The sequence below is a fragment of the Flavobacterium lacustre genome (assembly GCF_027474525.2).
GTDB classification, from domain to species: domain Bacteria; phylum Bacteroidota; class Bacteroidia; order Flavobacteriales; family Flavobacteriaceae; genus Flavobacterium; species Flavobacterium lacustre.
Window position 1 is genome coordinate 149435 of sequence record NZ_CP114882.2, and the last position, 24564, is coordinate 173998.

The following is a 24564-nucleotide window of genomic DNA, read 5'->3' on the forward strand; positions in this document are numbered from 1 at the left end:
CAATTATAAAAAATAAAGAACATGAACTGGCATTTAATCCCTATATCGGAAATCGCCCAGTTATTGAATACAAAACCATCAGGTATCGATTCTGTAACTGCTTCACAACTCCTTATTCAATATGGAAAAAATGAAATAGAGGACAAAAAAAAGAAATCTATTTTACAAATGGTATTACACCAGCTACTGGATTTCATGATTCTCATTCTTATTGTAGCAGCAATTATTTCGGGATTATTGGGCGATGTAACAGACACCGTGATTATTCTTGCCATTGTTTTAATAAATGCTTTGGTTGGAGTCGTACAAGAATACCGAGCCGAAAAAGCAATGGAAGCTTTGAAGAATATGATTGCAAATCATGCCTGTGTTTTGCGAGAAGGAAAACCCATAGACATTCCGGTTTCTAATTTAGTTCCAGGAGATGTTGTCATACTTAAAGGAGGAAACAGCATTCCTGCCGACATTCGTTTTTTTGAAACCCATCAGATAAAAGTAGACGAATCAACCCTTACCGGAGAATCACATAATGTAGAAAAAAATACTGAAACCTTACCCGAAGCGGAATATTCTCTTGGTGATTTTTCGAATATGGGATTCAAAGGAACCTTTGTCACTGCGGGTCGCGCACTTGCTTATGTAGTGGCGACAGGAATGGACACAGAGTTAGGGAACATTGCAAAATTGATTCAAACCGACGAAACCTCAACGCCTTTACAAAAAAGATTAGCAGCTTTTGGCAAACGTTTATCAGTAGTGATACTTATAATATGTACCGCAATTTTCTTGATTGGCTGGTTGCGTGGTGAATCTGCTTTGACTATGTTAATCACCTCCATTTCACTTGCCGTTGCTGCAATACCCGAAGCACTTCCGGCCATGGTAACTATAGCACTTGCCTTTGGCGCAAAGCGATTAGCCAAAAATAATGCACTAATTCGTAAACTGCCGGCTGTAGAAACATTAGGTTCGGTAACACACATTTGCACTGATAAAACAGGAACACTTACGTTGAATAAAATGACTGTTGAAACCCTCTATGAAACTTCAGATGGAAAACAGTTTCCCGATTTTACAAAAGGGAGCGCCTTATTGCATGCCATGGCTTTGAGTAATGATGTCTCAAAAGATAAAAAAGGGACTTGGCTGGGCAGTTCCACCGAAATTGCTTTGGCACAATTTGCTTTCAATGAAAAATTAGAAAGAACCAATTTAGAAAAAAAACACCCACGAATTGGTGAATTACCTTTTGATTCTACCAGGAAAATGATGACGACAATTCACCAATCCGAAAATGGGATTCTGATAATTACCAAAGGTGCCGTTGATATTTTGCTAAACAAATTGGTTGATAACCAGTCTTCACAGGTTTCTGAAATAGAGCATAAAGCAAATGAAATGTCTGAAAAAGGATATCGGGTATTGGGATATGCCATAAAAGTACTGCCTAGTTTACCCGAAAAATTAATTCCTAATGAAATCGAATCTGAGTTAACATTTATCGGTTTTGCAGGAATGATTGATCCGCCGAGAGAAGAAGCAAAACAAGCCGTATCAGAATGTAAAGAAGCAGGAATTATTCCCATCATGATTACCGGAGATCATAAATTGACAGCTAAATCTATAGCAGAAAAATTAGCAATCATTACTTCTGAAGAAGATCTTGTATTGACTGGAGCCGAAATGGCCAGATTAACTCGGGAAGAATTTATTGAAATTGTCGAAAAAGTACGCGTTTATGCCCGCGTGAATCCGGAACAAAAATTAAAAATTATTACCGCCTTACAGTCTAAAAATCATTATGTAGCCATGACCGGCGATGGTGTAAACGATGCTCCGGCGCTAAAAAATGCTGATATCGGAATTGCGATGGGAATTAATGGAACAGAAGTTTCAAAAGAAGCGGCTCATATGATTTTGCTTGATGATAATTTTGCCACCATAGTAATTGCCGTAAAGCACGGACGAAAAATATTTGATAACATCCTAAAATTCATCAAATACATCATGACGGGAAATTCAGGCGAAATATGGGCTATTTTCTTAGCACCATTTTTTGGATTACCAATTCCGCTCTTGGCCATACACATTCTTTGGATTAATCTGGTAACAGATGGTTTGCCCGGATTAGCTTTGGCCTCCGAGCCTGCCGAAGCAGATATCATGAAAAGACCACCCAGAAAACCCAACGAAAATATTTTTGCAGGCGGTATGGCCATTCATATTTTATGGGTTGGCTTTTTGATGGGAATCGTAACACTTGGAATGCAAGCTTGGGCCATTCATTCCCAAAATGGTCATTGGCAAACAATGGCTTTTACCGTACTTTGTTTCAGTCAGTTGGGTCATGTTATGGCCATTCGTTCAGACTGGAAATCTATTTTTCAAACAGGGATGTTTTCTAATAAATCCATGTTAGGAGCACTATTTATAACTATTGCTTTGCAATTAATGTTGATTTATGTTCCGTTTTGTAACGCTATTTTTAGAACTCAACCGCTCACAGTTTATGAATTAGCGGTAACTCTGGCTGTATCAAGTATTATTTTTTGGGCTGTAGAAATAGAAAAATGGATAAAAAGCATGAACCAAAAAAGGACAAATTAGTTCCCGTAATGCACTCTTTCTTTATTTTAAAAATAAAAATAGAGCATTATAAAAAGCTCCATTTTCCAGCTTTTTTCTGAGTATTTATTTTTTCGACAAAAGCCCTGATAAAACAGATAAACTACATGTAAAATATCTGATAATCAGCATAATAATTGTATATTTGATAAGCCGTTTCTTCTTAAAAATTAATTCATCCGTTTTATGAATAGCATTTTTAAAATAGTCGAATTATTCAATGTTTTTTTACTCGAAATTGGTGAACTATCCTACTTTGCAGGCCGATTTTTTAAAGAAGCTTTTAAGCGTCCTTTTGAGTTTAAGGAGTTTCTTAGGCAATGTTTTTATATGGGGAATCGATCTTTACTCCTTGTAGCTGTTACCGGATTTATTATTGGTTTGGTTTTTACACTGCAATCCCGGCCAACACTTCAGGAATTTGGTGCTGTTTCCTGGATGCCTTCAATGGTAAGTATTTCAATCATTCGAGAAATCGGACCTATAATTACGGCTTTGATTTGTGCAGGACGAATTGGCTCCGGAATTGGGGCTGAGTTAGGTTCTATGCGAGTAACAGAACAGATTGATGCCATGGAAGTTTCTGGCACAAATCCTTTTAAATATTTAGTAGTAACACGCATATTGGCAACGACATTTATGCTTCCTGTATTGGTTTTCTTTGGAGATTGTATCGCTATTTTTGGCTCCTTTCTGGTCGAAAATTTAAAGGGAAATGTCTCTTTCCTGTTGTATTATAATCAGGTTTTTGATGCTTTAGAATTTGGTGATTTAATTCCGGCAACGGTTAAGACTTTCTTTTTTGGATTTGCAATAGGACTCGTCGGTTGTTTCAAAGGATACAATTGTAAAAAAGGCACTGCCGGCGTAGGTTTAGCAGCAAACTCAGCGGTGGTTTATACCTCGATGCTGCTTTTTATTATTGACTTTATTGCTGTTTTTGTAACGGATATTTTTTATGATTTATAACCCAGATTATGAATAATTCAACACCTAATCTAAAACCTATTATAGCAATCAAAGACTTAAAAAAAAGTTATGGTGACAACCATGTTTTGAATGGTTTTAATATGGTTTTAAATGAAGGGGAAAATTTAGTTATCATGGGGAAATCCGGTTCCGGAAAATCTGTAATGATTAAATGTTTAATTGGATTAGAGGAATATGATAGCGGCACAATACTCGTGATGGGGAAAAATATCAGGGAATTGAATCATGAGCAATTAGATGAACTTCGAACCGAAGTGGGTTTTTTATTTCAAGGAAGCGCGCTTTATGATTCGATGACGGTGAGAGAAAATTTAGAATTTCCATTGCGGCGACATACCAAAAAGTTTGGTGTTATAAAAGATACAACACCATTGGTTATGGAAGCTTTAGAAAATGTAGGATTGGCACAAACGGTTAATCTGATGCCCGAAGAACTTTCTGGCGGAATGAAACGTAGAATTGCCTTGGCTAGAACATTAATTCTGCAGCCCAGTATTATTCTTTATGACGAACCAACCACCGGATTAGATCCCATTACGGCAAAGGAAATTTTGTTACTAATGATATCCATTCAAAAAAAATACAACACTTCGGCTATAATTATCACGCATGATGTGGATTGCGCCAGAGTGATTTCGAACCGAATGATTTTATTGGTAGATGGCATCAATTATGCCGAAGGTACATTTGAAGAGCTATCAACCTCAACAGATCCTAAAGTACAAGCTTTCTTTAAATAAATATAAAAATGGAAAAAACTGCTTCACAAAAAATACGACTTGGACTATTTGTAATCATCGGCTTATTGATTTTTATATTGGCCGTGTATTTTATTGGAGATAAACAAAAAATGTTTGGGAAAACCAATCATCTCAGCGCGGTTTTCAATAACGTAAGCGGATTACAATTAGGCAATAATGTGCGTTATTCCGGAATAAACGTGGGAACCGTTAGAGCAATCGAAATGATTAATGATACCACAATCAAGGTTGATATGATTATTGATAAAACTATTTTTAAACATATCAAAAAAAATGCAATTGCCATAATTGGTTCTGACGGTTTAGTAGGCAACATGATTATAAACATTCTGCCCGGTAAAGAAGACCAAACTCCTGTTGAGCCTGGAGACCAAATTAAATCTATGAGCCGCATTCGAACTGATGACATGCTCAATACACTTGGTGTTACCAATAAAAATGCATCATTGCTCACCATAGATTTACTCAAAATAACAAAAGAAATCACGCAGGGAAAAGGAACCGTTGGTTTACTGATTAAAGATTCAGTTTTATCCAAAGACTTGAAAGAAACCATGCGGTATTTGAAAATTACCGGAAAAGAAACCTCCGAAGCGGTGACCAAATTAAATACTCTCATGGGTTCTTTAGACAAAAAAAATAATGTAATTGGTGTTTTAAAAGATACGGCTGTAGCCAATAATATAAAAACAATCGTTTCGAATTTAGATCAATCCAGTACTGAGATTACCAAAGTGGTTGGTAACCTGAACACGACCATTTTGAATGTTAAAGAAGGAAAAGGCGCAATAAATTACCTTTCTAATGACCCAAAATTAGTTCGGAAAATAGATTCTACTATCACCAACATTAATGCTGCCAGCATCCGTTTGAACGAAGACTTGGAGGCTCTAAAACACAATTTTTTATTTAGGGGCTATTTCAAAAAACAAGAAAAAGCAAAATTAAAAGAGCAAAAAAAATAAAACGCTCAACCACACTATCAAGTAAAAAAATCAAATTATGATAACAATAGAAAAATTAGGCATTGTTCTTAGTCCTACTGATTTGGAATTTGAGAACAATGGCGTATTCAACCCAGGAGTTTATCAGGAGGGAAATACGATACACTTTTTATACAGAGCTGTAGAGCATGGTAATTATTCGACCATTGGTTATGCAAAAATGGAAGGACCACTTAAAGTAATTGAAAGAAAGGAAAAACCATTGATAAGCCGTGAATTTGATTACGAAAAACACGGTGTAGAGGATGCCCGAATTGTAAAAATTGACGGCATGTACTACATCACCTATACCGCTTATGATGGCGTCAACGCTATGGGAGCGCTTATCACTTCAAAAGATTTAGTTCATTTTGAAAAGCACGGAATAATAACGCCACATGTAAATTACCAAGAATATGAAGATTATGTAAAGTGCTGTAATGAAGCCAGACTAAATCCGAAATACCATCAATACTATAACCTTTTTGCACAAATTGGATTAGTAGAGGATGAATTTCGTTTGCTCCGAGATAAAGATGTGGTTTTGTTTCCAAGAAAAGTAAATGGAAAATTTGTATTGCTACATCGCATTTGGCCAGGAATTCAAATAGTACAATTTGAAAATTGGAGTGATTTAACCGAAGCTTTTTGGGAAGATTATCTTAGAAACCTTGATAAACATATAGTACTTGACCCCAAAGATATCTTTGAGGTAAACTACATTGGCGCTGGTGGCCCTCCCATAGAAACTGAATTTGGCTGGTTGCTTATTTATCATGGTGTACAAGAAACTCCAACAGGAAAAATATACCATGCCAAAGCTGCTTTATTACAATTAGACAAACCCGAAATTGAAATAGCGCGATTACCTTATCCTCTTTTTTCTCCAACAAAAAAGTGGGAAATAGAAGGAGAAGTCAGCAATATTGTGTTCCCAACCGGTCATGCTTTATTCGGGAATGACCTTTATATTTATTACGGTGTGGCTGACAAACACATCGCTGTAGCAAAATTAGATATTAACGAATTGCTTTTGGAACTAAGAAAGCAACCTTAAAAATTACCACCATGAAATTTGAAAAAGGAATAAAAATGCTACTGGTAAGTTCGTATCCGCCAAGAGAATGTGGATTAGCAACTTTTTCAAATGACATTGTAAATGCAGTGGAGCTTGTTTTTGGGAACACCCTTCCCATTGAAGTTTGTGCTTTGGAAAACAACAATCATCAATTCACCTATAATGATGAGGTGAAATATACTTTATCCGCTTCTTGTTTAGACGATTATCGGCAGGTTGCAGAAAAAATAAATGAACGAAACGACATTGGTTTAGTTTGTATTCAGCATGAATTTGGGCTTTTTGGAGGAGAATATGGCGACTATATTCTCTCTTTTATCTTAGCATTAAACAAACCAATTGTTACTGTTTTTCATACAGTATTGCCAAATCCTGATGAGAAAAGAAAAAAAGTGGTTCATGCCATTGCCGATTTATCCGATCGCATTATAGTATTGACCAAAAATTCCCAAACCCTTTTGACAACTCATTATGACTGTCCTAAAGCAAAAACTATCGTAATTCCGCATGGAACGCATAGCATTCTTTGGGAACAAAAAGAAAAATTAAAAATCAAATATGGATTCTCGGACAGGATTGTATTATCTACTTTTGGTTTAATCAGTGAAAACAAAAGTATCGAAACCGTATTGCATGCTTTACCCGAAATTGTTGCTAAATACCCAACCGTTATTTACTTAGTCATTGGAAAAACACATCCTGAAGTTATTAAAAATGAAGGCGAAAAATACCGCAACAAACTTACTAGCATTACAGAAGAACTTCATTTAGAAAATAATGTTCTTTTTATTGACGAATACTTAGAGTTGAAACAATTACTGGAATATTTAACTTTATCTGAAATCTATTTATTTTCTTCTAAAGATCCAAACCAAGCGGTAAGTGGAACTTTTGCTTATGCTTTGAGTTGTGGATGCGCTGTAGTTTCAACCCCGATTCCGCATGCAGTTGAATTACTGGTTGATGGCAACGGAATTTTATTGAAAGAGTTTGATAATCCGAATGAATTTAAAAATGCTATTTTACATCTTATCGAAAATAAGGATGAGCGTATTGCAATGGGGAAAAAAGCTTTTTCATTGGCGCACGCCACAACTTGGGAAAATATTGCTATTCAATATCGATTGCTTTTTGACCAATTAACCAACAGAGAAGAGGATTTAAAGTTTAATTTTCCTCCGATGAAACTGGACCATATAGAAAAACTCACTACAGATTTTGGCATACTTCAGTTTTCAAAATTTAGCGAACCCGATCCAGAATCCGGTTATACTTTAGATGATAATGCCAGAGCCTTAATCAACATGACTTTATACCAAAAAGCATATCCAAATGACGTTAACCTTAAACTGGCCAATACATACTTGAGTTTTATTGAAGGCATTCAACAAGACAATGGTTGGTTTAATAATTACAAAGATTTTGATCATGTGTTAACAAAACAAAATGGAGAAGTAAACCTTGAAGATGCTAACGGAAGAGCGTTATGGAGTTTAGGAACTGTAATTGGTCATACTAATTCCTTACCGAAAGATTTAGTGAACCGGGCAGAAATCTGTTGGGACAAAGCCATAGAACGAATAGACGACATCCTTTCACCACGCGCTATTGCATATAGTTTGAAAGGACTTTACAACTATTATTCAACTCACAAGGAAGATTCCATAAAAAGAAATATCGAACGATTGGCGGATAAACTATTACATCATTATAATATTAATTCTGATGAAAGTTGGTGCTGGTATGAAGATTATATGACGTATGCCAATAACGTTTTACCAGAAGCAATGATGTACAGCTATCTGGTCACCGGAAAACAGAAATACAAAAAAATTGCGGCCGTCACCTTTGATTTTTTGCTGTCTCATTATTTTATGAAAGGACAACTAAAAGTGATTTCAAACAGAGGATGGTTCAAAAAAGAAAACGAAAGATTTTTTTACGGCGAACAACCCATCGAAGTTTCAACAACCATTATTGCGCTGGACTTATTTTATGAAGTGACAAAAAATACAAAATATAAAGAGCAACTTAAGTTGGCTTTCATTTGGTTTTTAGGAAACAATCACCTCAAACAAATCATGTATAATCCGGAAAATGGAGCTTCATATGATGGTCTTGAAGACAAACACATCAATATAAACCAAGGTGCCGAATCTACTTTATGTTATTTTAAAGCGCGATTAATCATGGAAAAATATGCCGAGAATTAGTGTTTAAATCCTTCAGAAAAAACAATTCTCGGTTTTAAAATTTAGTTCGGCTTTAAGACGCAATTGCCCGTAATGCAGATTGTTAATGATTTTATTTTTCTAAATACTTTTCAAAGCTTGAATAAGTAAATCGATATCCTCTTTGGTGTTTTCATGACTAAATGAGATTCGCAGACTCGGTTTTTTTAAATCTTCATTCGAAAGCATTTCTGCCAAAACATGAGACGGTTTTATACTTCCGGATTGACACGCACTTCCGCGGGAAACAGCAATTCCTTTCATGTCCAAATGAAATAAAATCATCGCCGTTTTATCTTCTGAAAAAGGCAATAAGACATTTAAAACAGTATAAAATCCTTCTGAACTTCCGTTGATTTTAAATTCGGGAAATTCTAATTTCAGTTGATTTATAAGATATGTTCTTAGTTCAGTAATACCCTTTTTTTCTGCTTCTAAATTTGCATACGAAAGCGACAAAGCCTTAGCCATACCTGCAATTTGATGCAACGCTTCGGTTCCTGCTCGCAATCCTTTTTCTTGCTCCCCTCCGTAAAAAAGAGGCTGTAATCCTGAATTTTTTCTAACAAAAGCAAATCCAACTCCTTTAGGTCCATGAAATTTATGGGCACTTGCCACAATAAAGTCAATTGGCAATTTTTGTAAATCAATGACTGTTTTACCAATAGACTGCACAGTATCCGAATGAAAAAGAACATTGTGCTCTTGACAAATTGTACTTATTCGGTCTAAATTTAAATCCGTTCCAATTTCGTTATTGACATGCATCAGGCTCACTAACGTTTTCTTTTCCTGTGAAAGTAATTCTACTAAGTGGGTAATATCTACTTCACCATTGGGTCTGACGGCTACATAATCAACTTGAATATTATATTCTTTTTTCAAAGCCAAAACGGTATATAAAACAGCATGATGCTCTATTTTGCTGGTTATGATTCGTTTTACTTTCAAATCTTTGACCGCTGAACGGAGAATCCAATTAGTCGCTTCGGTTCCACAAGAAGTAAAAATAATCTCTTGGGCGGAGACGTTAAAATGCTTTGCAATAGATTTTCTGGAAAGTTCCAAAATACTTTTTGCATTTCGCCCAAAACTATGCGTTGACGAAGGATTACCATAATCTTCACTCAAAATTTTAGTCATTTCAGTAATGACTTCCGGGCGAATGGCTGTTGTGGAGGCGTTATCGAGATATACTTTTTTCATTGTTGCAAAGTTATGAAATATCAATTGTGAATTCTCCAATATCATTTGTCAATTTTTTCACTATTTTTGACCCAAATATTATAAAAATGAAAAGAGTTGTAAGCCTACTGATAGTATTATTGGCCTTAAACAGTTGTGATGATGGAGATTTAATTCAAGAAGACATTAGTTTTGAAGATACTAAAACACTTAGTTGTACCACAAACAACATTATCTTTAAACTAAAAGATAAAGAATCATTACTGTTAGAAATTCCTGAAAGTTCCTTTGTAAATGAGCCTACGCCAGAAGGAGAACCTACGATAATAGCTATTAACAGTACAAATCGTGTGGTGTATCGTTTTTACAGTGGAACCGTTTCTCAAGATAATATTTGTGAAACAATACCGCCTGCATCACCTGCCGTGACAGACCAATGGACCGCCACTGATGGCGAAATCCAAATTACAACTACTGCAGTAAAGACAACAAATACCTCTACTGGCCGTACAACAATCACGGGTTATAATCATAATATTGTTTTCAAAAACATTACGTTTGACAAAGGTGACGGAACTTCATTCGTCAAAGAAACTTTCCCATTTGGTGACTATGTAACAACAGCTACCACACTACCTTTTGGTTTTGATGAGGTTGTAGAACAATGCAGCACTTCGAAACAAATTTACAATTACACTAGTAGTGAGGCATTAACATTAGATGATATTGATCCTGATTTAATCAAGAATGAAATTACTCCTTTAGATGCTCCAAGAACCGGATTGACAGGAACTACTGTAAACAAACTTGTGTACCGTTTATACTCTAATGGAGTGTTAACGCCTAGTTATTTTTGCAACACAACAACCCCTACACTTCCTACAAAAAGTGAAGAGTGGATTGCTGATGCCGGAGTCGCAAATGTGAGTGGTATTATTGAGGTTACAACAACGAGTGTATTAGGAACATTCATCCATAAAATTGTTCTCAAAAAAGTAATTTTAACCAGCGGAAATAGTAATTTTACTCTTGGTGACAGTTACATTTATGGTGAATTAATCACTACAAATTGATAAAAAAAGCTAAAAAAAAACGCGAATTAATCACATAAAAAAACGTCAGTATAAATTTATACTGACGTTTTTTTATGCGGTTTATAATCTAAAAAACGATTATTTGCTGTTTTGTTTGATATAAACTTCGGTTGCACCTAATCCATATTTTTGATAATTTCCATCTTGAAAAGCAATATTATCATAACGTCCCAATAAAAAATCGAGCTCCGCTTTTAGAATCCCTTCACCAACTCCATGAATAAAAACAATCTTCGGAATGCGATTTCGAATAGCAAATTCGATGTGTCGTTTTGCCGTTTCAGATTGCAGTGTTAAAATATCATAATTAGACATTCCACGTTTGTTTGGCACTAATTTTTCGATATGTAAATCAAATTCAGGAGCTGCAATTTCGTTCTTTTCTTTGCGTTCTTTGACAAAACTTCTTGGTTTTGGAATCTCTTTCTCCTTTGCCGCTTCAGCTATATTGATTCTTTTGATAGAATCCATTAAGTTACTGGTATTGTTTATTTTAATCAATTCATTGACAAAAAATGTCATCACAAATCCATCCTTTGTTTCGATAGTCACCTGCTTATCTTGAACCGATAACACCACTCCGTCAACAGCTTCATCAAGTACTGAAACTTTATCTCCTTTACTAAACATTTCCTTCTTCTTTATCTTGATTTTTACTTGGTGTTTTAGCACTCAACCGCATCATTCCGAACATAAAAACAGCGATTGCAATTACCGTTATATATACATTTTTATCTTGACTTCTTTGCTCATAAAAAGCAACCAAAATCGCAATAATCATTATTGGGATTAAAAACTTTTTCATCTTTCTATTTTTGAATTTTCAAAAGTAAGGAATTTAAAATAGCTTCAATTTATTATCGCAACCGTTTCTTATTTTTTTGTAAAATTGTAAAAATAAAAAACCATTGAATTTAGAGAAATACATGATTCCTTGTCTTAGCAAAACACTCTTTGGAATTGAGTGTTTAGGTTGTGGATTTCAGAGAGCATTCCTCCTACTCTTGAAAGGAGAATTTTCGATGGCTTTTCAAATGTATCCAGCAGTTTATACGACCCTTATTTTTTTAGGATTTTTAGTATTACATTTTGTTGATAATAGCAAAAATTACAAAAAACCACTTACAAGTATGGCTGTAATAAATGTCTTGTTTATGGTTGCCGGATATTATTACAAGCACTTTTAAAAACTATTTTTTTATTCGGCTCAAAATATCATTCATCATTTCGATTTGTACTTTCTGGATTTCAATCAATTCGTGTTGTTGATGCTGTATCAAATGATCTAATTTGTCGTGCAACATTCTAATTTCGAGTTCTGATTTTAGATTAATCATATAATCTTTTCTAGCCCGTTCTCTGTCTTTTTCCTCCTGACGATTTTGACTCATCATAATTACAGGAGCTTGAAGCGCGGCAAGACAAGATAAAATCAGGTTTAATAAAATGAACGGATATGGATCGAAACCTTTATTTAATAAAATGTAAATATTAGCTAAAATCCAAAGAAGAATAAAAACTCCAAACAGAATTATAAATTTCCAACTGCCACCAAAATTAGCCACTTGATCCGCTACTTTTTGACCTATTGTTCTGGTTTCAATCTCATCTTCTACTTGACTAACCAATGAGGTGTCTTCTTTCAAAGAACCCATAACATGCTTTTCGAGATTAGAAAGTTCTCCTATTTCGGCCAACAAATAATTAGAAATATATTTTTCCCGATACAAGTTCAATTCACTTATCGAAATAAATTGATCGCTGGTAAAATCCGGATGATCTTTAATTATTAATCCTAAAATAGGATTTTGAATCGATTTACCGGAAATTCTTTCATTCACTGGAAATTCAATATCCGAAATGGCGCTCTTAAATATTGAACTGGTTTTCATACAATCTATTTTAAGGACTAATTTACGCATTAAAAAAATGACTTTGCGAAAAAAATCAATTAAAAATTCACTAAAAAATCAGCTAAAAACCTACAAAACAATCACTTAAATTCAACAAGAATAAATATAAAAATAAGAATAAAACTGTAAGTAAATAATTATATTTGTATGTATTTTAACATTGTTTTAAATACAAAATCAGCTATTATAATGCTATTAAAAAAACAAACAACCTAACCCTTTACAAAAATTTAAACTCCTTTTAGAAATGAAACTTTCGAAAATTATTTTTTTATTATCATGTGCGTTTTTATTTAATAGTTGTGCTTCTGGATACAAAACTATAAATCCAACTTCTTTAAATTACATTTCAAATAACACCAGTAATGGCGTAACTCTTGAGTATAAATACGACTTATTAAACAATAAAAAATACATCAAAAAAGAGAAGAAAAACGGAATACGACTAATAGCTATTAGAATAAAAAACGATACTGAAAAAGATTTAGTTTTTGGAAAAGACATAAAACTAACCTATGAAAATTGGAATGAAATATACATCATAGAAACTGAAACTGTTTACAAAGAATTGAAACAAAGCCCTGCTTCCTACTTGTGGTATTTATTATTAAGTCCTATACAATTTTACACCACAAAAACAGACGCCTACGGTTATACCGAACAAACTAGCTCATTCCCTGTTGGCCTGATAGCCGGACCAGGATTAGCTGGCGGAAATATGATTGCAGCAAGTTCCGCAAATGCAAAATTAAAAAAAGAGTTAAACGACTTTTCTATTAATGGAAAAATCATAAAAAAAGGAGAAACTGTTTTTGGATTAATCGGAATCAGAGCATATAATTACAATGCGCTACGTCTTAAAATTCAGTAAATAAATTTAGGAAAAATAAAAACACTAAAAATCATGAATCTATGAAAAAAGCACTTCTGGCTCTCTTCTCATTACTATTGTTTAGTTGCAGTCCAAAAATCACAACCAGTTTTGAAACCACTGCTAAAGCTTTGACTATTGAAGATAAAGTAGCTTTTCTTGACCTTCACCATGCAGTTCCTGAAGGCGCTAAAAAAATAGGAAATGCCCATTTTCAAGATAGCGGATTTTCTACGGATTGCGATTTTAATTCCAATTTAATTAAAGCCCGAAAAATAGCTAGAGAAAAAGGAGCGAATATCGTAAAAGTAACCGAAAAGAAAACTCCTGATTTATGGAGTTCTTGTTACCGAATAAAAGTGGACTTCTATTTTTCTGAAAAAGATGTCACTAAAATTCCTCAATATCAATTACAAATTAATTAACCCTTATTTAAAAAAAAATGAAAAAAACAGTACTCGTTGCAACATTATCATTGAGCTTACTCGTATCAAGTTGCGCAACAATCATTTCAGGTTCAAAACAAAAAGTTAACTTTCGAAGCAATCCTGCAGCAGCATCAATCTTTATTGATGAAGTAGAAGTTGGAAAAACCCCTTTTGAAATTAAATTGGAAAGAAAAAAAGAACATCATGTAATGATCAAATTAGACGGATATCAAACTTATGAAACTAATTTGACCAAGAAATTTAATGCTTGGTATATTGGAAATATAGTATTTGGTGGATTAATTGGAATTATTATTGACCCAATTACAGGAGCAATCTATAATTTATCTCCAGACGAAGTTAATGCTGAAATGAGTAAAGGAACAGCATTTAAAGTCAACAAAAGTGATGTCTATATTGCAGTGGCATTAAATATTGATCCAAATTGGAAAAAAGTGGGACAGTTAGAAAAACTAAACTAACAGAACCTATTGTAATTTCTCTTTAAAAGAAATAAAAAAAAAAAAGCTACAACTCTCCCTATATAATGGGAGGTTGTAGCTTTTTTTTAATAAAACAAAAACACTTCAACAGGCCTCAAAACCAAATTGTTTCCTTGAATTTCACAAATTTCTTTGAACTTTTGTTTCTGCTTTCTCTAAAAACGCCTTACTTTTACTGCTTTCATTTAATAATTCAATTTTATAATCGTGACAAAAAATCAGATTATCCAAAATATCAGCTCTTTAAAGAGTCATTTTTCCATCAATTACGGGATTAAAACAAAAACAGAAGCATTCACTGAAAAACTTTTTTATACACTATTTGACGGTAACGCTCCCTTGAACGAAAGTATCGACGAGTTAGAAAAACAATTTAAAGAAATCTCATCAATCGCTTGTAAAAAAACCGATTCTTTATGTGATTCTATTTGGGAAAAATTTCTGGAAAAATTACCCACCGTACTTGAAAAGCTTAATCAGGATGCCGCATATATTTTAGAAAACGACCCGGCTTCAAATGATATTGAAGAAGTATATCTTGCTTATCCGGGATTTTATGCCATTGCTATTTACCGTTTAAGCCACGAATTATACTTACTTGACTTATTGCTTTTCTCTCGGTTAATGAGCGAATATGCGCATCGTATTACAGGAACAGACATTCATGCAGGTGCTACTATTGCTTCGCCATTCTTCATTGACCACGCAACCGGAATCGTAATTGGTGAAACAACTGTAATTGAAAAACACGTAAAAATTTACCAAGGCGTAACTTTAGGTGCTTTGAGTATTACCAAAGACATGAAAAATTCCAAAAGACATCCTACCGTGGAGAAAAATGTTTGCATTTATGCTAATGCTACAATTTTAGGAGGAACAACCACTATTGGAAAAAACAGTATCGTTGGTGGAAATGCCTGGGTAACCAAATCGATTCCCGCAGATTCAATTGTAACTAACACCACAACTACCGAAGTAAAAGTAAAAGAGAAAAAATAGCATGAAGCCACAAAAATTATTAGACCTGATAGGGAATACTCCTTTAGTGGAAACTACAAATTTGATTCAGAATCCAAACGTAAAACTTTTATTAAAACTTGAAGGAAACAATCCTGGAGGCAGTGTAAAAGATCGTGCGGCATACAATATGATAGCCTCAGCATTAGAAAGAGGAGAAATAAAAAAAGGAGATAAGCTAATTGAAGCGACCAGCGGAAACACTGGAATTGCTTTGGCTATGATTGCCCAATTATTCAACATTGAAATTGAATTAGTACTTCCGGAAGATTCAACCATTGAGCGTACACAAACCATGCGCGCTTATGGCGCAACCGTAATTTTAACTCCGGCAAGCACGGGAATTATTGGCTCCAGAGATTATGCCGATAAGAAAGTTGCTGAAGGCGGTTACATCATGCTCAATCAATTTGCGAATGACGACAACTGGAAAGCACATTACAAAACTACAGGTCCTGAAATATGGAACGATACCGAAGGAACCGTAACCCATTTTGTATCTGCAATGGGAACCACAGGCACAATTATAGGGACTTCTTCTTATTTAAAAGAACAAAATCCAAACATTCAAATTATTGGCGCTCAACCTAGTGACGGTTCTCAAATTCCAGGAATCAGGAAATGGCCTCAAGAGTATTTACCAAAAATTTTCGATGCCTCAAAAGTTGATACTGTTATCGAAGTCAGCGAAAAAGAAGCACGCATCATGACCAAAAGACTGGCTCTTGAAGAAGGCGTTTTTGCAGGAATGAGTAGCGGAGGTTCTGTTGCTGCTGCTATAAAAATTGCAGAACAATTAGAATCCGGTGTCATCGTTGCCATTATCTGTGACCGAGGCGATCGATATTTGTCTTCGGATTTGTTTGATTAAAACAGAAACTTTTTTCTAAATCAGAATCAATCACTAATCTATTTTATTTAATACAAAAAAAAATGAAAACCAAAAAATTAACGTATTGCATTCTATTCTTATCCATCTTTATGGGACAAAAAACAATAGCACAGGATTGGGCGAATTTAAATAAATACCAAAACGAAAATGCGAAGTTGGCAGTAGCGGAGCCAGGGAAAAACAGAATCGTATTTATGGGAGATTCCATAACGGAATTTTGGTTTCCTACTGACCCCGATTTTTTCTCCGGTAAACCTTATATCAACAGAGGCATAAGCGGACAAACCACACCGCAAATGTTAGTTCGTTTCAGAGCCGATGTGATTGCATTAAAACCTGAAATCGTATTGATTTTAGCAGGCATCAATGATATTGCCGGTAACACAGGACCATCAACGTTAGATATGATTAAGGACAATATTTTTTCGATGGCAGAACTGGCAAAAGCAAATCACATCAAAGTCATTCTTTGCTCAGTATTGCCTGCCTATGATTTCCCTTGGAAACCCAATCAAAATCCTGCCGATAAAGTAGTAGCACTTAATGGAATGATAAAAAAATATGCAGAAGCGAACAAGATGGTATATTTAGATTATTATTCCGCTATGGCGAATGAACAAAAGGGACTAAAAGCAGCTTACTCAGGCGACGGAGTACATCCTAACAAATTGGGATATCAAGTAATGGCGCCCCTAGCCGAAAAAGCAATAAACACCATTTTATCTAAAAAATAAATTATCTTCTTAAAAAACTGGATATGAACTATCGTAAACTGGGAAAAACGAATTTTAAAATTTCGGAAATAGCACTTGGAACATGGCAAGTAGGCGGAAAATGGGGTTCTCCATTCAATGATAAAACCGCAGACGAGCTAATCAATACCGCTATTGATAATGGCGTAAATTTTATTGACACTGCCGATGTTTATGAAAACGGATTAAGTGAAGCCGCGGTAGGAAGAGTAGTTCGTTCTCGTTCGGAGCGTATTTATGTTGCCACAAAATGTGGACGGCACATTAATCCGCATGTAAACGAAGGCTACCAACCGAAAGTACTCCAAAAATTTGTAGAAGACAGTTTAAAAAGAACCGGATTAGAAACTTTGGATTTAATACAACTGCATTGTCCTCCGAACCAAGTATTTTACCGACCTGAAATTTTTGAATTATTTGACCGTTTGAAAGAACAAGGAAAAATTTTAAATTTAGGTGTAAGTGTCGAAAAAGTGGAAGAAGGATTAAAAGCAATCGAATATTCAAATGTAACTACAGTTCAAATTATATTTAACCTTTTCCGCCAGCGACCATCAGAATTGTTTTTTAAAGAAGCGCAAAAACGAGATATTGGTATTATTGCAAGAGTTCCATTGGCCAGCGGACTGCTTACGGGATTATTCAATCCTCAAACTACTTTTGGAAAAGAAGACCATAGAAATTTTAACCGAAACGGAGAGGCTTTTGACAAAGGGGAAACATTCTCTGGAATTAATTATGAATTGGGTTTAAAAGCTGTTCAAGAATTAAAAGCATTATTTCCGGAAACTACAAATTTAGCACCAATTGCATTACAATGGATTTTGAATTTCAAGGAAATCAGTTGTATTATTCCCGGCGCTTCAAAAGAAAGTCATGTGCTTTCGAATTTATCCGTTTATGATTTACCCAAATTAACGGATGAAAAAATTGCCGCTATGAATGCCATTTACGAACGTTACATCAAGCCCGAAGTACATCAACTTTGGTAAAGAATAAAAAACATTCTATTAAAGCTTAATGCTTCAAAATACTTTAAAACAAAAAAATCCTGAATAAAATATTCAGGATTTTGTATTTATAAAAAAGATGCAATAAGTACATCTTCAATTTTTCAATTAAGAAAGTGCTGCTTTTACTTGATCCGCAGCTTCTTGAAACTCAACAGCAGATAAAATTGGCATTCCTGAATTATCAATTAATTCTTTTGCAATTGCAGCATTAGTTCCTTGTAAACGAACAATTATTGGCACTTTTATAGCATCACCCATATTTTTGTATGCATCAACAACTCCTTGCGCCACACGGTCACAACGAACGATTCCACCAAAAATATTAATTAAAATTGCTTTTACGTTTTCATCTTTCAAGATAATACGGAAAGCAGTTTCCACACGTTTTGCATCAGCAGTTCCACCTACGTCAAGGAAGTTAGCAGGCTCAAAACCAGCATACTTAATTAAATCCATGGTTGCCATAGCCAAACCAGCTCCGTTTACCATACATCCAACAGTTCCGTCAAGATCTACATAGTTTAATCCTACTTCTTTTGCTTCTACTTCGATTGGGTTTTCCTCACGAATGTCACGCATATCAGCATATTTCTTTTGTCTGTATAGCGCATTATCGTCAATGTTTACTTTAGCATCTACTGCCAAAATTTTATTGTCAGATGTTTTTAAAACTGGATTGATTTCAAACATCGAGGCGTCAGAACCAATATAGGCATTGTATAGAGAATCGATGAATTTCACCATTTCTTTGAAAGCATTTCCAGAAAGACCTAAGTTAAAAGCAATTCTTCGTGCTTGAAAACCTTGTAATCCTACAGCTGGATCTACTTCTTCGGTAAAAATTAAATGAGGTGTGTGTTCAGCAACTTCTTCAATATCCATTCCACCTTCAGTAGAATACATAATCATGTTACGACCTGTTCCTCTATTTAATAAAACAGAAACATAAAATTCAGAAGTTTCACTTTCACCTGGATAATAAACATCTTCCGCGATTAAAACTTTGTGTACTTTTTTACCTTCAGCCGAAGTTTGAGGTGTTATCAATTGCATTCCGATGATTTGTTCTGCAATTTCTTCCACTTGTTGTAAATTTTTAGCAAGCTTAACTCCGCCTCCTTTTCCACGTCCACCTGCATGAACTTGGGCTTTAACAACATACCAACTTGTACCTGTTTCGGTAGTTAATTGTTTTGCAGCAGCAACAGCTTCTACTGGACTATTAGCCACAATTCCGCGTTGTATGCGAACTCCATAGCTAGCTAAAATCTCTTTTCCTTGATATTCGTGTATGTTCATAATATAGAATTTGTCTGGATTCTGAATTTATTTCAGAATAAAAGTGGGACAAAAATAGCAAAATTAAACTTAACTGTTATTTTTTTTTTAATATATTGTAAGAGCCTCATTTCTTTGATATAAACTCAATTAAAAAAAGGAAGTGAATTTAAAAATTTAAAAAATACTTGTAAATTTGTTATAAATCTTCAACTAAAATTCTAACTGAATTTTTTAGTTAAAAAAAAGGACATTATGGCTTTTTGCTTGCTTTCTTTTTATTAATAAATCAATTCCGATGTAATTAAATAACAATATTGTCATTTATCGAACGTTTTTCTGTTATTATAGCAAAAATAAGCTCAAAAAGGCATTTCAATTCATTATATGTTATGAAATCTTTAATTTTGTAAAAAAAATAGCAAGCATGAAAGTTAAAGAACAAGGCCTTTATTTGCCTGAATTTGAACACGACAACTGTGGCGCAGGATTTATTTGTAATTTGAATGGAATAAAGTCTAATGACATTATCCATAAAGCTCTCGACATCTTAATAAAACTAGAGCATCGTGGAGCCGTAAGTGCTGATGGAAGAACCGGAGATGGAGCAGGAATATTGTTTGATATTCCTCATGATTTTTTTAAGAAAGTATGTGATTTTGATATTCCAGAAACTAGAGAATATGCAGTTGGAATGGTTTTTATGCCTAAAAGCAAAAATCAGGTCTCATTCTGTATAACAACATTTGAAGATTCTATAAAAGCTCAAAATTTAGAAATCATAGGATGGAGAGATGTTCCTGTGGATGTTTCTAATTTAGGACAAATTGCTGCAGAAAAAGAACCAACCGTAAAACAAGTATTTGTTGGTAAAAACGGATTGGATTTAACAGAACAACAATTCAACGCAAAAATGTTTGCTGCAAGAAAAATTGCAGAACACACCATCAGAAATTCAAGAACTTCGGAAAGTCATATGTTTTACTTTTCAAGTTTTTCTACAACAACGATAATATATAAAGGTCTGTTGATGCCGGAAGACATTAGCAGGTATTATACCGATTTATTAGATGATGACTTGGTTACCAGATTAGCTCTTGTACACCAACGTTTCTCTACTAACACTTTCCCTTCTTGGGAATTGGCACAACCTTTTAGATATATGTGTCACAATGGTGAAATCAACACATTACGTGGAAACATCAGCAGAATGCGTGCTCGTGAAGAGTTAATGCAAAGTGATGTTTTTGGTGATGATATCAAAAAATTATTCCCTATTATATTAGAAGGAAAATCAGATTCTGCTTCTATGGATATGGTTGTTGAGTTATTATTAATGACTGGACGTTCTTTACCGGAAGCTATGATGATGGTTGTTCCTGAAGCTTGGGAAAAACACCAAACGATGTCGGAAGACAAAAAAGCGTTTTATGAATACAATGCTTGTATCATGGAACCTTGGGATGGTCCAGCTTCTATTCCGTTTACCGATGGTAATGTAATTGGTGCTTTATTAGATAGAAATGGATTACGTCCATCAAGATATACACTTACAAAAAGCGGTTTTGTAATTATGTCATCAGAGATTGGTGTTCTTGACATCAAACCAGAAGATGTAATACAACACGGTCGATTGGAACCAGGAAAAATGTTCCTTGTTGACATGAATGAAGGTCGTATTATTGAAGACGAAGAAATTAAAAATTTAGTTGTAACTAAACGTCCATACAAACAATGGTTAGATGAGAATTTAGTTCAACTGGCACAGATTCCTTACACAAATAACCCAATACCTACTGAAACTATCGATTTCTCGACAAGACAACGTTTGTTTGGTTATACTATTGAAGATTTAAAAACGATCATCAACCCAATGGGAGCTAATGGTGCGGAAGCAATTAGTTCTATGGGTAACGATACACCTTTGGCCGTTTTATCAGATCAACCACAATTATTATACAACTATTTCAAACAATTATTTGCTCAAGTAACTAATCCACCTTTGGATGGTATTCGTGAAGAAATCATTACTGATATCAGTTTAGCAATTGGTGGAGATTTCAATATTTTTGATATTGAACCAAAACATTGTAAAAAATTAAAAATTCAAAATCCAGTTATATCAAACGAGGATTTAGATAAAATAAGAAATATTGATCACGCAGATTTCAAATCAGTAACTATTTCTACTTTATACAAAATAGAAAAAGGTGTTAATGGTTTAGAGCGCTCTTTGGAGAAATGTGTTCAAGCTACTTTTAAAGCGGTATCTGAAGGTTGCAATATTGTTATTCTTTCAGACAGAGGTGTCAGTGAAAAAATGGCTCCAATACCAATGTTATTGGCGTGTTCTTACATTCACCATTCGCTTAATATATTAGGAGTACGTTCTAAATTTGGAATCATCATTGAATCTGCTGAACCTCGCGAACCACATCATTTCGCTTTATTATTTGGTTACGGTGCCAGTGCGATAAACCCATACATGGTAAACGAAATTATTCACGACCAGGTAAACCAAGGATTTATTACAGGTGTAAAAGCAGATTATGCAATTACCAATTACAATAAAGCTATTGCTAAAGGTATCCTTAAAATCATGAACAAAATTGGTATCTCTACATTACATTCTTACAGAGCTGCACAAATTTTTGAGATTTTAGGTTTAAATAAAACATTAACTTCTAAATATTTCCCTTATACTCCTTCAAGAATAGAAGGAATCGGTTTGATGGAAGTTGAAAAAGAAGTGAAGAAAAGACACCAGAAAGCATTCCCTAATTCAAAAATTGCCAACTTATTGCCATTAGAAATTGGAGGTATTTACAGATGGAGAAGATCAGGTGAAAAACACATGTTTAACCCAACTACTATTGCTAAACTACAACAGGCAGTTCGTTTAAACAGTCCAGAAAGCTACAAGGAGTATTCTGATATGGTTAACAATCAGAGTAAAAACCTAATGACAATTAGAGGTTTATTTGAATTTAATAATTTAGACCCAATTTCTATTGACGAAGTAGAGCCTTGGACAGAGATTGTGAAAAAATTCAAAACCGGAGCTATGTCTTATGGATCTATCAGTTTAGAAGCCCATGAAAACTTAGCAATCGCAATGAACAGAATTGGTGGGAAAAGTAACTCTGGAGAAGGTGGAGAAGATCCAAAACGTTTCCAAAAAGAACTTAACGGAGATTCTAGAAATAGTGCTATCAAACAAGTAGCTTCTGGAAGATTCGGGGTATCTATCAATTATTTGACTAATGCCAAAGAGATTCAAATAAAAATGGCTCAAGGTGCTAAACCTGGAGAAGGTGGACAATTACCTGGTGAAAAAGTTGTGCCTTGGATTGCAGAAACTAGAAATTCAACACCTTATGTTGGACTTATTTCTCCTCCGCCGCACCACGATATTTATTCTATTGAGGATTTATCACAATTAATATTTGATTTAAAAAATGCCAACCGCGAAGCAAGAATTAACGTTAAGTTAGTTTCTGAAGTTGGTGTTGGGACAATTGCTGCGGGTGTTGCTAAAGCAAAAGCTGATGTAATCTTGATTTCTGGATATGATGGAGGAACTGGTGCTGCACCACTTACTTCATTACAACATACAGGTATTCCATGGGAACTTGGACTTGCCGAAGCACAACAAACTTTAATCTTAAATGATTTAAGAAGTCGTGTAGTATTAGAATGTGACGGACAATTGAAAACTGGACGTGACGTAGCAATCGCTGCTTTACTTGGTGCTGAGGAATTTGGTTTTGCAACTGCTCCTTTAGTAGCTTCAGGTTGTATCATGATGAGAGCTTGTCACTTGAACACATGTCCAGTAGGTATTGCGACTCAAGACCCAGAATTGAGAAAAAATTTCAAAGGAACACCAGAACACGTTATCAACTTCATGTATTTCATTGCTGAAGAATTGAGACAAATTATGGCACAATTAGGATTCAGAACGCTTAAAGAAATGGTAGGACAATCACAAAAACTGAATGTCAACAAAGCTATCAAACATTATAAAGCAAGCGGTTTAGATTTATCTACTATCCTTTACAAACCAGAAAAAGCGAAAGTAGTTCCAAATCATAATACTACAAGCCAAGATCACGCATTAGAACATGTTCTTGATTTTGATATTATAAAAGCAGCTATCCCTTCTATTTATAGAAAAGAAAAAACAAGAGTTACTTTTGACATCAAAAACACAGATCGTTCTGTTGGTGCTATTTTGAGTAATGAAATTTCAAAAATATATGGTGCACAAGGTTTACCGGAAGACACCATATTAGTTGACTTTGCAGGTTCTGCAGGACAAAGTTTTGGTGCATTTGCCACGAATGGATTGTCATTCAAAATTCATGGAAACTGTAATGACTATTTAGGAAAAGGTCTTTCTGGAGGTAAATTGATTATCAAAGTTCCGCCAACTGCTACTTTCAAACCAGAAGAAAATATCATCATTGGAAACGTAGCCCTTTACGGCGCAATTACCGGTGAAGCATATATCAATGGTATGGCAGGTGAACGTTTTGCTGTAAGAAACTCTGGAGCAACAGCAGTTGTTGAAGGAATTGGAGATCATGGATGTGAATATATGACCGGTGGTACAGTTGTAATACTTGGAAAAACAGGTAGAAATTTTGCAGCTGGAATGAGCGGTGGAGTTGCTTATGTTTTTGATGAGAAAAAACAATTCGAGAACGGTTTGTGCAACATGGAAATGGTAGCTTTAGAAACATTAGAATCAGATGACTTAACTAAATTAAGACGCTTGATCAGAAACCATTCTATGTATACCAACAGTCCTTTGGCCAAAAGAATCTTGGGAGATTGGGAAAACCAACAAAAACACTTTATCAAAGTAATGCCAACCGATTACAAAAAAGCATTATTAAGATTAGCAGAAGAAAAGAAAATACAAGAAGAACTAATAGCAGTATAGTC

General features: G+C 34.6%; 21 protein-coding genes. 16 read left to right on the top strand and 5 right to left on the bottom strand.

The genetic code is table 11. The features are described 5' to 3' along the window. Positions 1-21: 21 nt before the first annotated feature. The 6 genes from O6P34_RS00755 (at position 22) to O6P34_RS00780 (ending at position 8650) form a co-directional block, all read left to right on the top strand. Positions 22-2607 (top strand): cation-translocating P-type ATPase, encoded by a 2586-nt coding sequence (locus O6P34_RS00755; RefSeq protein WP_269685451.1) that lies wholly within the window; start codon positions 22-24, stop codon positions 2605-2607. Positions 2608-2811: 204 nt separating this feature from the next. Further along, positions 2812-3594: an MlaE family ABC transporter permease gene (locus tag O6P34_RS00760; RefSeq protein ID WP_269685452.1), complete on the top strand. Its 783-nt coding sequence runs from the start codon at positions 2812-2814 to the stop codon at positions 3592-3594. 8 nt (positions 3595-3602) lie between these two features. Then, entirely contained in the window at positions 3603-4355 is a 753-nt protein-coding gene (locus O6P34_RS00765) for an ABC transporter ATP-binding protein (RefSeq protein WP_269685453.1), read from the top strand. An 8-nt stretch (positions 4356-4363) separates the two neighbouring features. Further along, on the top strand, positions 4364-5341 hold the full coding sequence (locus O6P34_RS00770; RefSeq protein WP_269685454.1) for an MlaD family protein: 978 nt from the start codon (positions 4364-4366) through the stop codon (positions 5339-5341). Between the two features lie 37 nt (positions 5342-5378). Further along, positions 5379-6416: a glycoside hydrolase family 130 protein gene (locus O6P34_RS00775; protein ID WP_269685455.1), complete on the top strand. Its 1038-nt coding sequence runs from the start codon at positions 5379-5381 to the stop codon at positions 6414-6416. A gap of 11 nt (positions 6417-6427) precedes the next feature. Beyond that, positions 6428-8650 (top strand): glycosyltransferase, encoded by a 2223-nt coding sequence (locus O6P34_RS00780; protein WP_269685456.1) that lies wholly within the window; start codon positions 6428-6430, stop codon positions 8648-8650. Between the two features lie 99 nt (positions 8651-8749). Here O6P34_RS00780 and O6P34_RS00785 read toward each other — a convergent pair whose 3' ends face one another. Then, positions 8750-9874: a cysteine desulfurase family protein gene (locus O6P34_RS00785; RefSeq protein ID WP_269685457.1), complete on the bottom strand. Its 1125-nt coding sequence runs from the start codon at positions 9872-9874 to the stop codon at positions 8750-8752. An 86-nt stretch (positions 9875-9960) separates the two neighbouring features. Here O6P34_RS00785 and O6P34_RS00790 point away from each other — a divergent pair, with 86 nt between their 5' ends. Next, entirely contained in the window at positions 9961-10926 is a 966-nt protein-coding gene (locus O6P34_RS00790) for a hypothetical protein (RefSeq protein WP_269685458.1), read from the top strand. A 99-nt stretch (positions 10927-11025) separates the two neighbouring features. Here O6P34_RS00790 and O6P34_RS00795 read toward each other — a convergent pair whose 3' ends face one another. Next, positions 11026-11577, bottom strand: coding sequence for a DUF8465 domain-containing protein (locus tag O6P34_RS00795; RefSeq protein ID WP_269685459.1), 552 nt, complete (start codon positions 11575-11577; stop codon positions 11026-11028). Then, positions 11570-11752 (bottom strand): hypothetical protein, encoded by a 183-nt coding sequence (locus O6P34_RS00800; RefSeq protein WP_269685460.1) that lies wholly within the window; start codon positions 11750-11752, stop codon positions 11570-11572. Before O6P34_RS00800 ends, O6P34_RS00795 begins: the two co-directional genes overlap by 8 nt. A 103-nt stretch (positions 11753-11855) precedes the next feature. Here O6P34_RS00800 and O6P34_RS00805 point away from each other — a divergent pair, with 103 nt between their 5' ends. After that, positions 11856-12134 carry a DUF2752 domain-containing protein gene (locus O6P34_RS00805; protein WP_269685461.1) on the top strand — a complete coding sequence of 93 codons (279 nt, stop codon included), beginning with the start codon at positions 11856-11858 and terminating at the stop codon, positions 12132-12134. A 3-nt stretch (positions 12135-12137) separates the two neighbouring features. On the opposite strand, the gene O6P34_RS00810 is transcribed toward O6P34_RS00805, so the two are convergent. Next, the gene (locus tag O6P34_RS00810; protein ID WP_269685462.1) at positions 12138-12839 is read right to left on the bottom strand and encodes a DUF1003 domain-containing protein; all 702 of its coding nucleotides are present in this window, start codon (positions 12837-12839) and stop codon (positions 12138-12140) included. Between the two features lie 268 nt (positions 12840-13107). On the opposite strand from O6P34_RS00810, the gene O6P34_RS00815 reads away from it, so the two are divergent. The 7 genes from O6P34_RS00815 to O6P34_RS00845 all read left to right on the top strand — a co-directional run bounded on the left by O6P34_RS00815 (position 13108) and on the right by O6P34_RS00845 (position 18315). Further along, complete coding sequence (locus O6P34_RS00815; protein WP_269685463.1) at positions 13108-13731, top strand: hypothetical protein; 624 nt, start codon at positions 13108-13110, stop codon at positions 13729-13731. Between the two features lie 41 nt (positions 13732-13772). Next, on the top strand, positions 13773-14156 hold the full coding sequence (locus O6P34_RS00820) for a hypothetical protein (protein WP_269685464.1): 384 nt from the start codon (positions 13773-13775) through the stop codon (positions 14154-14156). Positions 14157-14173: 17 nt separating this feature from the next. Then, positions 14174-14641, top strand: a complete 468-nt coding sequence (locus O6P34_RS00825; RefSeq protein WP_269685465.1) for a PEGA domain-containing protein — start codon at positions 14174-14176, stop codon at positions 14639-14641. 228 nt (positions 14642-14869) lie between these two features. After that, positions 14870-15661 carry a serine O-acetyltransferase EpsC gene (epsC, locus tag O6P34_RS00830; protein ID WP_269685466.1) on the top strand — a complete coding sequence of 264 codons (792 nt, stop codon included), beginning with the start codon at positions 14870-14872 and terminating at the stop codon, positions 15659-15661. 1 nt (position 15662) lies between these two features. Continuing rightward, complete coding sequence (gene cysM, locus O6P34_RS00835) at positions 15663-16550, top strand: cysteine synthase CysM (RefSeq protein ID WP_269685467.1); 888 nt, start codon at positions 15663-15665, stop codon at positions 16548-16550. Between the two features lie 62 nt (positions 16551-16612). Then, complete coding sequence (locus O6P34_RS00840) at positions 16613-17305, top strand: SGNH/GDSL hydrolase family protein (RefSeq protein ID WP_269685468.1); 693 nt, start codon at positions 16613-16615, stop codon at positions 17303-17305. A gap of 23 nt (positions 17306-17328) precedes the next feature. Beyond that, positions 17329-18315, top strand: a complete 987-nt coding sequence (locus O6P34_RS00845; protein ID WP_269685469.1) for an aldo/keto reductase — start codon at positions 17329-17331, stop codon at positions 18313-18315. A gap of 126 nt (positions 18316-18441) precedes the next feature. Here O6P34_RS00845 and sucC read toward each other — a convergent pair whose 3' ends face one another. Further along, positions 18442-19635 carry an ADP-forming succinate--CoA ligase subunit beta gene (gene sucC, locus O6P34_RS00850; protein ID WP_269685470.1) on the bottom strand — a complete coding sequence of 398 codons (1194 nt, stop codon included), beginning with the start codon at positions 19633-19635 and terminating at the stop codon, positions 18442-18444. A 406-nt stretch (positions 19636-20041) separates the two neighbouring features. Between sucC and gltB the strand changes: the two genes are divergently transcribed. Then, positions 20042-24562 carry a glutamate synthase large subunit gene (gene gltB, locus O6P34_RS00855; RefSeq protein ID WP_269685471.1) on the top strand — a complete coding sequence of 1507 codons (4521 nt, stop codon included), beginning with the start codon at positions 20042-20044 and terminating at the stop codon, positions 24560-24562. Positions 24563-24564: the final 2 nt, after the last annotated feature.

Coding starts and splice junctions, on each gene's coding strand:
- O6P34_RS00825 (WP_269685465.1), top strand. CDS start 14,174: ATGAAAAAAACAGTACTCGTTGCAACATTATCATTGAGCTTACTCGTA.
- gltB (WP_269685471.1), top strand. CDS start 20,042: ATGAAAGTTAAAGAACAAGGCCTTTATTTGCCTGAATTTGAACACGAC.
- O6P34_RS00840 (WP_269685468.1), top strand. CDS start 16,613: ATGAAAACCAAAAAATTAACGTATTGCATTCTATTCTTATCCATCTTT.
- O6P34_RS00765 (WP_269685453.1), top strand. CDS start 3,603: ATGAATAATTCAACACCTAATCTAAAACCTATTATAGCAATCAAAGAC.
- cysM (WP_269685467.1), top strand. CDS start 15,663: ATGAAGCCACAAAAATTATTAGACCTGATAGGGAATACTCCTTTAGTG.
- sucC (WP_269685470.1), bottom strand. CDS start 19,635: ATGAACATACACGAATATCAAGGAAAAGAGATTTTAGCTAGCTATGGA.
- O6P34_RS00780 (WP_269685456.1), top strand. CDS start 6,428: ATGAAATTTGAAAAAGGAATAAAAATGCTACTGGTAAGTTCGTATCCG.
- O6P34_RS00770 (WP_269685454.1), top strand. CDS start 4,364: ATGGAAAAAACTGCTTCACAAAAAATACGACTTGGACTATTTGTAATC.
- O6P34_RS00800 (WP_269685460.1), bottom strand. CDS start 11,752: ATGAAAAAGTTTTTAATCCCAATAATGATTATTGCGATTTTGGTTGCT.
- O6P34_RS00775 (WP_269685455.1), top strand. CDS start 5,379: ATGATAACAATAGAAAAATTAGGCATTGTTCTTAGTCCTACTGATTTG.
- O6P34_RS00810 (WP_269685462.1), bottom strand. CDS start 12,839: ATGAAAACCAGTTCAATATTTAAGAGCGCCATTTCGGATATTGAATTT.
- O6P34_RS00760 (WP_269685452.1), top strand. CDS start 2,812: ATGAATAGCATTTTTAAAATAGTCGAATTATTCAATGTTTTTTTACTC.
- O6P34_RS00755 (WP_269685451.1), top strand. CDS start 22: ATGAACTGGCATTTAATCCCTATATCGGAAATCGCCCAGTTATTGAAT.
- O6P34_RS00815 (WP_269685463.1), top strand. CDS start 13,108: ATGAAACTTTCGAAAATTATTTTTTTATTATCATGTGCGTTTTTATTT.
- O6P34_RS00790 (WP_269685458.1), top strand. CDS start 9,961: ATGAAAAGAGTTGTAAGCCTACTGATAGTATTATTGGCCTTAAACAGT.
- O6P34_RS00795 (WP_269685459.1), bottom strand. CDS start 11,577: ATGTTTAGTAAAGGAGATAAAGTTTCAGTACTTGATGAAGCTGTTGAC.
- O6P34_RS00820 (WP_269685464.1), top strand. CDS start 13,773: ATGAAAAAAGCACTTCTGGCTCTCTTCTCATTACTATTGTTTAGTTGC.
- O6P34_RS00845 (WP_269685469.1), top strand. CDS start 17,329: ATGAACTATCGTAAACTGGGAAAAACGAATTTTAAAATTTCGGAAATA.
- O6P34_RS00785 (WP_269685457.1), bottom strand. CDS start 9,874: ATGAAAAAAGTATATCTCGATAACGCCTCCACAACAGCCATTCGCCCG.